The sequence below is a fragment of the Rhodospirillales bacterium genome, assembly GCA_020638175.1.
Taxonomy (GTDB): domain Bacteria; phylum Pseudomonadota; class Alphaproteobacteria; order Micavibrionales; family Micavibrionaceae; genus JACKJA01.
This window is the reverse complement of the sequence record JACKJA010000002.1, coordinates 2083647-2092715: the sequence shown is the minus strand read 5'-3', so window position 1 is coordinate 2092715 and position 9069 is coordinate 2083647. Positions and strand designations below refer to the sequence as shown.

The 9069-nt window shown below is 54.7% G+C and carries 9 protein-coding genes; 4 read left to right on the top strand and 5 right to left on the bottom strand.

The genetic code is table 11. From position 1 onward, the window contains the following. The 4 genes from H6868_10525 to H6868_10510 all read right to left on the bottom strand — a co-directional run. Positions 1–480 (bottom strand): TIR domain-containing protein (locus tag H6868_10525; protein ID MCB9989745.1); only part of this gene is annotated, 480 nt, incomplete at its 3' end. 298 nt (positions 481–778) lie between these two features. Beyond that, entirely contained in the window at positions 779–1369 is a 591-nt protein-coding gene (locus H6868_10520) for a mobile mystery protein B (GenBank protein MCB9989744.1), read from the bottom strand. After that, entirely contained in the window at positions 1366–1833 is a 468-nt protein-coding gene (locus H6868_10515) for a mobile mystery protein A (GenBank protein MCB9989743.1), read from the bottom strand. The genes H6868_10520 and H6868_10515 overlap by 4 nt, the downstream gene beginning before the upstream one ends. Positions 1834–2085: 252 nt before the next feature. After that, positions 2086–2271: a hypothetical protein gene (locus H6868_10510; GenBank protein MCB9989742.1), complete on the bottom strand. Its 186-nt coding sequence runs from the start codon at positions 2269–2271 to the stop codon at positions 2086–2088. Between the two features lie 749 nt (positions 2272–3020). Between H6868_10510 and H6868_10505 the strand changes: the two genes are divergently transcribed. The 4 genes from H6868_10505 (at position 3021) to H6868_10490 (ending at position 8299) form a co-directional block, all read left to right on the top strand. Then, positions 3021–3506 (top strand): antirestriction protein ArdA, encoded by a 486-nt coding sequence (locus tag H6868_10505; protein MCB9989741.1) that lies wholly within the window; start codon positions 3021–3023, stop codon positions 3504–3506. A gap of 337 nt (positions 3507–3843) precedes the next feature. After that, positions 3844–4185, top strand: coding sequence for a hypothetical protein (locus H6868_10500; protein MCB9989740.1), 342 nt, complete (start codon positions 3844–3846; stop codon positions 4183–4185). A gap of 114 nt (positions 4186–4299) precedes the next feature. Beyond that, a complete protein-coding gene (locus tag H6868_10495; GenBank protein MCB9989739.1) occupies positions 4300–7128 on the top strand; it encodes a tail fiber domain-containing protein in 2829 nt (942 codons plus the stop codon). 16 nt (positions 7129–7144) lie between these two features. Continuing rightward, entirely contained in the window at positions 7145–8299 is a 1155-nt protein-coding gene (locus tag H6868_10490; GenBank protein MCB9989738.1) for a TIGR03032 family protein, read from the top strand. Between the two features lie 37 nt (positions 8300–8336). Here the strand turns inward: H6868_10490 and H6868_10485 are convergent, their stop codons facing one another. After that, entirely contained in the window at positions 8337–9047 is a 711-nt protein-coding gene (locus tag H6868_10485) for a hypothetical protein (protein MCB9989737.1), read from the bottom strand. Positions 9048–9069: the final 22 nt, after the last annotated feature.

The window sequence follows — 9069 nt, the reverse complement described above, 5'->3', positions numbered from 1 at the left end:
CCTCTGATATGCAGCCTCAATCGCATTCACCAGCTGATCGGTTGTGCTGGGATAATTGATCCAGCGCGCATAACAGTCTTCTTGTAGATGAGACTGCCTAAGATTCTTGGTGAGCCTATCTGGAAAATATTGATTCCCATATGTAAAGCTCGGCAACTTAAGTGCAAAAAGCCCGTTCGGAGCTACACTATCACCCTGACGAAGAGAAGATTGTATTTCCCAGTCCACGTATCGTCGTGCCCATGTGCATTTGCCGAGCATGACTATAGTGACACTAGAATCCCCGAGATACAGTTGCCGAATTCTTCTCATTACATAGTCAGTGTTAGTACTGTCGATGATATCTTCTGACATTTCTTGCCCGAGGCCACGAGCGATGAATGCGTTTTTCCAATGGTCAAAAGTTCGAACGAACTGACTGACCTCTGCCTGATCGGCATGGTGATAAGAGATAAAACATTTTCTACGCACGAACGCCATTATTAAGATCTCTCCTTTTAACGCTAACAGCTAGATAATGGGCATAATGGCCTGTTTGTCAATAATCTCGGTTGTAAACCTTCACCACAAGGTGGACATGGCGCGGAAGCGAGGGCTTGATTTAGCGCGCTACGTGAAATATCAAGGGTCATGCAGAAGCGCAAACTGAGTACAAAACAGCTTCAGAAGAAAATGCAGATCAATGAAAAGCTCGCGAATAATATTCGGCGACGTGGATAACCTTTGGTTAGGTGCGGTACCGGTGCGGGCCTTGTACGTCGTGTGAGTTCATCGGCGACTATGATCGAATGAAGGCAAGTAATGGTGCATAATTGTGATCGTCTGCAGCGCGCAGAGCGTCGACGTAAGCTTGGCGCGTCTCACCGGCGTCGATGAGACTTTCGCGGCCCCAGGTAAAGCGGGGTCTGCCCATGGCGACCAGCAGTAGGTCAGTTGCCGTGCGGGCATGACGGCCATTGCCGTTCGGGAATAGGTGTATCCAGACCAGCCGGTGATGAAAACGCGCCGCGATCTCGTCGGGCTCATAGGTGCCGTGCTCAAGCCAGAAGCGCACATCGTCGAGCAAGTTTCGTAGCTCCATCGGAATTTTGTAAGCGTCGACGCCGATGTTCTTACCTGTCCGTCGATATTGACCGGCCCATTTCCAGACCCGGCCAAACATCCGCTTGTGCAGGTCGTTCAGGAATTTCTCGGCCAGTACACCGCGCTTGCGATTAAATGCCCATTCCTCAGCATCAAGGATGTTCGCCTGCTCGGCTTCATTGAGTTCGGCGCGCAGCGTGATGTAGGAGGGGATTAACCCCTCCTGCTCTTCAGGCGACAGCGGCGTCGATGCATCATCGCGTTCGATCAGCGGATCGTCCGTCATTCATCCTCCCAAATCGCCGAGCCGCCTTGGGCGATGATCTTGTCGGTCAGCACCTTTAGCTGCGCGCGTTCATCTTGTGCATCGACGCCCTGGGCTTCGAGCTTCATGCTGTGACCGGTTGCCGCCAACCGCGTCTTGGCGAGCACTTCTGCGCGCTCTTCGACAAGTGTCTCAAGCGGTCTGCGAGGCACCAGCATGTAAACCAGGCGGCAATCGAGCGCCTGGGCGGCACGTTCCAGCGAGTCCAGTGTGATGGACCCAGAGGTTTCTGCCTTTTCGATGGCAACGACGCGTGACTGTACGACGCCGAGCCGCTTGGCCAGCTGTTTCGTGGTCATGCCGAGGGCGTCGCGGATCGCCTTGATCCAGCCACGCGGCGGGCGTACAAACGCGTCCGCGCCGGGCAGCTGGCTAAGGCGCTTGTCGATCTGGCGGCGGGCTGTGGCGCGGTCCTGGGAACGCATGACAATCACCTCTACGTGATTAAGGACAATATAAAATATCACATATAAGTGAAATAAAGGCAAGTAAAAAAGCACAATAAGGTGATTAAGAAGGCGCTCGTTAATCATGAGTACGTGATAATCGGTGATGACAATGGCATTTACACCTGTGTCGGTGCGCCGTGCCGCCCCTTGCGTCCCGCCTGCTTGTTGTACGGTGAGGATGTGGATGCGGCAGCGAGCGGCGTGGTTGGCCCGCTGCCGTCAGATTGATTAGAGCCTCAGGTTCTGCCGGGCGCTGATCTCGCGGCGGACATTGTCCAGCGAAGCGAGGGTATTGCGGCGCTCGCTGCTGTCTGCATCCGAGCGGGCGAGGGCGTTGAACAGATCACGTAACAGAGCGCGAAGGTCACGCTCGCTGCGAGACGCCAGCTCGAAATGCGTTAAGAGCTTTGTCATGGGTTCCTCCTGTTTGTTCGTGAAGGCCCCGACCACCGGAGCCTTTCTGGCCCCCCGCACGATCATCATGGCCTGATGAAAGGCTTGCGGTGGTTGGCTCACTGCAAAACAGGCTTGGGGGAACGCCAAGGCGGAGGTTCATGGCATGAGTGGTGGTTACGCTTGTGGCAGCGTTCGCCGCATTTGTGTGATGTCGTGATGTGTTGCGATGCCTTCCCCCTCGGAATTTGCGGGCAGCCTGCGCTCGTGTCCGATCGCTACAAGCATCGCGTTAGGAGGCGACAGCGGAATCCCGGTAGCCCTTTGGCCTCGTAACGAAAGGCGGGCCAGGGGCGCTCATCCTTCATCCGCTGTCAGCGAGCTGCTTTTACGTCCCTTGATATGTTTGCTGGCCGCGGGTCAGATCGCCGCCCTTGGATAATGGCGGGGTTCTTTGTGTCTTCGCTGTCTTTTCGTGTGCCGCGGTTTGCTGGGTTCTCGTTCGGCTGGCCGTCATGCAGGCGTTGTGGGGAGCAGGGCGGCAGCGGCGGTCAGCATGTCTCCCTTGCGCTCTTTTGAAATCAACTGTGGCAACCCTGGGCGCGGGCGGCGTTCCTGCAAGCCTTACCCTTACGGCTCCCGCCATCAACCGTGTCCTCGGATTCCCTGCGGGCCGCACCATCGATGGCGTCCGGGCTATTCCGGTCCGCCTCGTCCCCACGCCTTCCTGTGATCCCACGATTTCACATTAAGAGCAGGAGACAAACACCATGACCACCTTCTACGCGCAGCCCTATTCCCTCGATCACACCGGCTTTTACTTCGACAGCCTAGATCAGTACGAAACCGGTATGGACAAACTCGAAAAACAAGGATGCGAAGAAGTCGAAATCCAGTTCATCGCCGGCGACGATCACCTGGCCCGGCTGGCCAAAGACGCTTCCATCGGGCAGGGACAGGTGCATCTCTGGTTCGAAGAGCTCGACGACCTTGACGAGATCGCCGCCGATCAGATTGGGTTTCTCTTAGATTGCGGCTATAGCCTGGAAGATGCGCTGGGCGCTTACGAAGACGTGATCCTCTACGAGGGCAGCGCGGCAGATTACGCCGCCGAGATGATCGAAGAGACCACCGAAATCCCGGAGAACCTGCGCTACTACATCGACTACGATGCCATCGCCCGTGATATGGAGCTCAACGGTGAAATCACCGCGCTCCGCTACCACCTCTTGGTGGTCAATGCGCAGGACTTCTAATCCATTCGCTCAGCGGTATCTGCCGCTGAGCCTTGATGCTGCTCGCCAAAGGCCATGACGGCATCTTAAAGCACCGTGCTTTCCGCGCCCTTTGGCATCGAGAATGGAGGCGAATCGTCCGCAAAGACGAATCGTTGATCCCAGGTTTATCGGGCAGTGCTGCTTGAGAGCCTCAAAAAAAGCTTGGGAAAAATCTAATTCGTTAAAGACTTCTTGATCTTTTGTTGTTAAAAATAAATAGATACGGATTATATCTCTGCGTTTGTAAATTTGACCAATGGGTCAAGTTGACGAAAAGACTCACAGGAGCGCGGTATCTGAAATAGGGAAATAGGATATGAAAAGACTTCTCACATTAATAATTGTAAGTCTCGCTTTGAGCGGGTTCTCCGTGAGCGCGCAGGCGCAGAAGTCCGAAGCAAAGAGCCAAAAACAGTCTGCGAAAACCGAGCGCGTCGAAAATCGCGGGGCCGCAATGGGAAAGCTCAAGCAGGAAATGCAGGCTATGCAAAAGGAAGCAAAAGCGCACAGAGAAGAAATGCGCAAAGCGCGCGAAAACTGTATGAAAAATAATCAGGATATGGAGGCGTGTTTGACCTCTGTGAGAGAGAAGGGCAAAGCGTATCGGCAACAGATGAGGGCGAAGCGCGAAGCGCGTCGGAAAAAGAACAATAGTTAAGATAGCAGTAAAAACGTGAGTTCTATCGTTTGGGGCATTATTGACTGTGTGTTTCGTATTTTTACAGAAATAGTTTCTTTAGAGAGAGTCGTACTAGGTAGAGGTTGAAAAAAATTGTCCCGCATTCGTAAATCAGGAGCTTTACCGTTTCTCGCTTTGATGTGCTCTACAAGCCTGACGGCGTTTGCACAGGAAGTTGGTCCCGGCGATGCCTGTCTGGCTGGTGAGGCCGGGTATTTTGTGCGGGCTGCCGACGACGATCCGGGGCCGACGATCGACGGTCAGAATTTTATGTTCTGCAACGGCTCGAACTGGATCGGTTTTCTTCGTTACGACAATCCCAGCAACAGCGTGATCCTGAGTAGCCCCGCTGCCGCGCCGGGGGATGTCCTGTTTTCCAATAGCCAATGGTCGCTGTGGCTCGATGAGGTCAATGACGAGTTTGAACTCAAAGGAAAGAAGTCTGATGGGACCATAATTAGCAGTACCGTTGGCGGGGGCAGCGGCCTGTGGACCGATAATACGACGCATATCTCCTACCAAAGCGCGCACATCATCAAGAGCGGGCAAGCCCTGCCTGCGACGATGGATGACGATGGCAAGCGCATGTTCTTTTATCCGGATATGGGCGCTTTCCGCGGCGGCAGGATTGCTGGGGGGAGTACGGCTTGGCAGAATGCGAATATCGGTTCTCATAGTTTCGCGTGGGGAGAGAATGTACAAGCCAGCGGCGACGAAAGCGTCGCGATGGGGAAGGTCAGCACGGCCACCGGTTTCGTTAGCGTCGCGATGGGCGGATTCAATACGGCCAGTGGTGATTTCAGCGTCGCGATGGGGAATAGCAACACAGCCAGTGGCTACTATGGCGTCGCGATGGGGTATGGCAACACAGCCAGCGGCTTGGCCAGCGTCGCGATGGGGCGTAACAGCACGGCCAACGTCTATGACAGCGTCGCGATGGGGTATAGCAATATGGCTAGCGGCGTGGCCAGCGTTGCGATGGGGAATGACAACACGGCCAGCGGTGATTTCAGCATTGCGATGGGGTATTACAACACGGCCAGCGGCTATGCCGGCGTCGCCATGGGGAAATACAACACGACCAGCGGTGGCGAAAGCGTCGCGATGGGGCGTAGCAACACGGCCAGCGGCGAGACCAGCGTCGCGATGGGGAGATACGTCGCCTCGGGCTCTGGGACCGCTCTTGATGGCGCTGGTGATAGCTCTATGGCGTTTGGTCTTCAGACAAGGTGGCATGCGACGAAACCGAAAATAACCGGTGACCGGACAATGGCGCTCTTTTTCGATGGTGATGTGCTCAACGCCAATAGCGGTGTCAACATCACAGCCGACGATTCGTTGATCCTCTATGGTGGAAAGCTGGGGATAGGCTTGACGGCAACGCCCGCCAGCGCCCTTCACTTAGGTGCCGGAGAAATCCGCCTCGACGGCGGTGTCGGCAACCAGGCTGGATGCATCAAGTTCGATGATGCCACCGACAAGCTCCAGTTCTCTCACGATTGTTCGGCATATACCGATTTTGGCGGCGGTAGCGGCCTGTGGACCGATAATACGACGCATATTTCCTATGAAGACGTTCACATAGTAAAAAATGGACAAGCATTGCCCGCTGCGCTGGATGACAACGGCGCGCGTATGTTCTTTTATCCAGATAAACAGGCGTTCCGGGGTGGTTTAATAATCGGGGGGAGTACAGCCTGGCAGGACGCCAATATCCAAGATAACAGTTTCGCGTGGGGGACGAATGTACAAGCCTCTGGCAACAGCAGTGTTGCGATGGGATATAACAATACGGCCAGCAGCAGCCAAAGTGTCGCGATGGGGGGGGAGAACACGGCCAGTGGCTATGCCAGCGTGGCGATGGGGTATGGCAGCACAGCCAGTGGTTACACTAGCGTCGCGATGGGACATGGCAACACGTCCAGTGGTTCTGAGAGCGTCGCGATGGGATATGGCAACGGGGCCAGTGGTGCTCTAAGTGTCGCGATGGGGTATGGCAACACGGCCAGTGGTGACTATAGCAGTGTCGCGATGGGGTATGGCAACACGGCCAGTGGTGACTATAGCAGTGTCGCGATGGGGTTTAGTAACATCGCCTCTGGTAACAGCAGTGTCGCGATGGGGATCAACAATACCGCTGACAACACGGGCGCTGTGGCGTTAGGGGTTTATAATCAAGCCAATGAACTCGGCAGTATTGCGGCGGGATTTTCCAATACGGCCAACGGTTATTCCAGCGTGGCCATGGGGTATAACAACACAACCAGTGGCGAGACCAGCGTCGCGATGGGGAGTTGGGTAGTGGCTGGCTCCGGAACGACTGGTGACGGTGCGGGTGATGGCTCTATGGCCTTTGGCCTGCAGACAGCGTGGCACACGCCTCTCCCAAAAATCACCGGCGACCGCACCGTCGTGTTTTTCTTTGACGGCAACACGGCCGATGCCAATAGCGGTGTCAACATCACAGCCGATGATTCTTTTATCATTTATGGTGGCAATGTCGGGATCGGTGAACCTAACCCTGATGCAGCACTTGATGTTGTGGGCGATATCGAATTCACGGGCGTGATTGTCGATGTGTCCGACAGGCGATTGAAATCCGATATCGATGAATTACCCGACGGGCAGCTGGATAAAATCCTCGCCCTGAATGGGGTGTCTTTCCGCATGAAGGACGACCCGAAACAGGCGCTGGAATACGGTCTGATCGCGCAGGATGTGCGGATGATCTATCCTGCCCTTGTCCATGAAGGCCACGACGGGATGCTGTCCTTGAACTACCTCGGTTTGATTGCTCCCATGATCGAAGCGATCGAAGAGCAAAATAATCTGATCAAGATTCAGAAAGATAACATTGAATCTCTCGAAGCGCGCATGCTCGCTTTAGAGGAACTTGTAAAACAACAACAAAAACTGGAATAAACGTCAGGACCACGGAATGATCAGACGGGTTGGCGATACGCCGGACAAGGAAGAAGACATCGTAAATCGCTTCGACCTTCATCTAAACGATCCCTTCATAAACTTCCTTTCCACCGAGAATATGAGCATCGCCTTGACGACCTATCAGGGCGGCAAGCTGATTGTTGTCGGACCGGGGCAGGTGAGCGCCACCGTGGCTGAGCGTAATTTTGAGCGCTGTATGGCCCTGTACGTTGAAGAGGATCGGAATATCTGGATTTCAACGCATCACAATATCTGGAAGCTGGAAAACGGGCTTGAGCCAGACCAAATCTGGCACGGCCAATGGGACCGCATGTACCTGCCGCGTTCGGCTTATGTCACCGGCGGCGTCGATATGCATGAGATTGTCCGGGCCAGCGATGGATTCCTGTATGGCGTTGTCACAGGCTGGAACTGTATAGCCCGGATTGCCCACGATGAAAAAGGCAGCTTTGCGCCCTACTGGCGACCGCCTTTCATTGACGCCACCGTGTTTGAAGATCGCTGCCATCTAAATGGCCTGTGTCTTGACGACGGCACGCTTTCCTATGTGTCGATGGTCTCGCAGTCAAACGTGAATCTGGGCTGGAAGGGGGACCGTGAATGTGGTGGCCTGATCATGGATATGCGAACGAACGAGATCGTTGCCTCCGGCCTATGTATGCCGCATACGCCGCGCATTCACCGCGGCGATTTATGGTTCCTCGAAGCCGGAAAAGGCTATTTGTGCAAGCTGGATCGAAAATCAGGCGAAATCGAGCGCATCATGTGGCGGCCCGGTTTCCTGCGCGGGCTTCACTTTCATAAGAACTATGCGTTCATCTGCAGCTCAGCGCCGCGCGATGAGAACTTCCAGGGGCTGCCCCTCGATCAGGAACTGAAAAAGCGCAAAGAAGAAGCGCGCTGCGCCTTGGATGTCATTAACATTGATACGATGACCGTTGACTATTCGATAACGATTACGGGATCGGTGAAAGAAATATACGATGTCGCTTTGCTCGAAGGGTGCCGTCAACCGCTGCTCTATGGCGTGTTTGGCGAAGACATCCGTAAAATCGTTATCTGCGGCAAAGATGAGTCGGCGCAGGGCGCGTTGCATGACCGATTAACGGTTCCTCCCATTGAAGCGTCGGCGTCGGCGTCGGTGTGAGCCGCACGTGGTGCCGTTCTGGGATTTCTTTATTCCGTCAGAATGGGATGTCATCGTCAATAGTGGACGATTCGCTCGCTTCTTTAATCGCGATTTGTATCCCGGCGAGATCGTATGCTGTCGCGACGACGGCGCACGGAGATGTGGCGATATCTGGTTTGCCGGAATCTTCGCGTGGAAGTGGCTTCTCAATATCGTAGTCTGGGGCTTCGGACACGAGAGACAATAGCGCGAGCCGCAATATCTCAATGGTTATGCGATAGCGCTGGTCAGGTTTCTTGAAAGAGGCAACCCCGCGTTTTGCAGTTTTCTCCGGATAGAGCACATGATGACCGCCGGTCGCCAGCCAGTGCAGATCGTTCCAGAGGTGTTCGGTCAAGGTGGCCGTGAGATTGTCGTTGCGAATGCGCGTTGTAAGGTGCGCCGCATCTCCGTCGAGATGAGACTGCCAAAGCGGCGACGTTGATGGATCGTTATGCCGCTCCCGAATAGCTATGTAGGTAGCGAGATAAACCAGCGGCTTTGGCAGCGATAGGCTTACGCGCTGGAGCTTGGTGTTTTTATTGACCGTGAAGCAGTGTTTTTCTTCCTCTTCCAGCATCTCGTGAACCGCATCGGTCACGGCGCGGGCTTCTTTGAACAGCGGTGTCTCCAGGCGCTCGCTCCATTCGGACATTTCACGTTCCCAATCCCGGTATGCGGGGTCATTGAAATCGTCGCTGTCGAAGGTGGTCATGTCGTCGTTCATGGTCGGTCTCCGGGTCTATTAG

Coding starts and splice junctions, on each gene's coding strand:
- H6868_10520 (MCB9989744.1), bottom strand. CDS start 1,369: ATGACGGACGATCCGCTGATCGAACGCGATGATGCATCGACGCCGCTG.
- H6868_10515 (MCB9989743.1), bottom strand. CDS start 1,833: ATGCGTTCCCAGGACCGCGCCACAGCCCGCCGCCAGATCGACAAGCGC.
- H6868_10510 (MCB9989742.1), bottom strand. CDS start 2,271: ATGACAAAGCTCTTAACGCATTTCGAGCTGGCGTCTCGCAGCGAGCGT.
- H6868_10505 (MCB9989741.1), top strand. CDS start 3,021: ATGACCACCTTCTACGCGCAGCCCTATTCCCTCGATCACACCGGCTTT.
- H6868_10500 (MCB9989740.1), top strand. CDS start 3,844: ATGAAAAGACTTCTCACATTAATAATTGTAAGTCTCGCTTTGAGCGGG.
- H6868_10490 (MCB9989738.1), top strand. CDS start 7,145: ATGATCAGACGGGTTGGCGATACGCCGGACAAGGAAGAAGACATCGTA.
- H6868_10485 (MCB9989737.1), bottom strand. CDS start 9,047: ATGAACGACGACATGACCACCTTCGACAGCGACGATTTCAATGACCCC.